At 59.4% G+C, this 1,062-nt stretch carries 1 protein-coding gene; it reads right to left on the bottom strand.

The window, feature by feature from the left end; all coding sequences use genetic code 11:
* Positions 1-1,062: AMP-binding protein (locus tag AC1ECN_RS38535; RefSeq protein ID WP_477956064.1), on the bottom strand; the 1,062-nt coding region annotated here is incomplete at both ends.

Raw genomic sequence — 1,062 nt, 5'->3', positions numbered from 1 at the left:
GGTGACGAAGTCGTCACCGGCGCCCATCAGCGAGCGGATCGCCGTTGGCGCCGTATAGAAGATGTTGACCTTATGTTTGTCGATGACTTCCCAGAAACGGCCCTGATCCGGAAAATTCGGCACGCCCTCGAACATCAGCGTCGTCGCGCAGTTCGCCAGCGGCCCATAGACGATATAGGAATGGCCGGTCACCCAGCCGACATCGGCCGTACACCAGTAGACGTCGCCGTCGTGATAATCGAAGACATATTCATGCGTCATCGCCGCATAGACGAGATAACCGCCCGTCGTGTGCAGCACGCCCTTCGGCTTGCCGGTCGAGCCTGAGGTATAAAGAATGAACAGCGGGTCTTCCGCCTTCATCTTCACCGGCGGGCATTCCGCCTTCACAGTGGCGACCTCCTGGTGATGCCAGAGATCGCGGCCCGGTGCCCAGCCGGTCTTGCCGCCGGTGCGGCGAACGACCAGAACCTTGTCCACGATCACGTGCTGGCGTGCTGCAATGTGAATAGCCGTATCGGTATTGTCCTTCAGCGGCACCGGCTTGCCGCCGCGCACGCCTTCGTCGCAGGTGATGACGAAGGTGGATTCGCAGTCGACGATACGCCCCGCCAGCGCCTCGGGCGAGAAACCGCCGAAGACGACCGAATGCACCGCGCCGATGCGGGCGCAGGCGAGCATCGCATAGGCSGCTTCGGGGATCATCGGCATGTAGATGGTGACGCGATCGCCCTTCTTGACGCCGTGCTTCTTCAASACRTTCGCCATCCGGCAGACATGCTCGTAGAGCTCGTTATAGGTGACCTTCTTATCGACATAGGGGTTGTCGCCCTCCCAGATGATCGCCACCTGGTCGCCATTCGTTTTCAGATGGCGGTCGATGCAATTATAGGAGGCGTTTGTCTGACCGTCCTCGAACCACTTGATCGAAACCTTGCCGGTAAAGGAAGTGTTCTTGACCTTGGTATAGGGCTTGAACCAGTCGATCCGCTTGCCGTGCTTGCCCCAGAACTTGTCCGGGTTCTCGACGCTTTCCTCGTACCAGACGCTTTCCTCGTACCA

The organism is Rhizobium sp. 01N447_2, from assembly GCF_056399245.1.
Note: the sequence above shows the minus strand (reverse complement) of the source record. Positions and strands in the feature narration are given on the sequence as shown.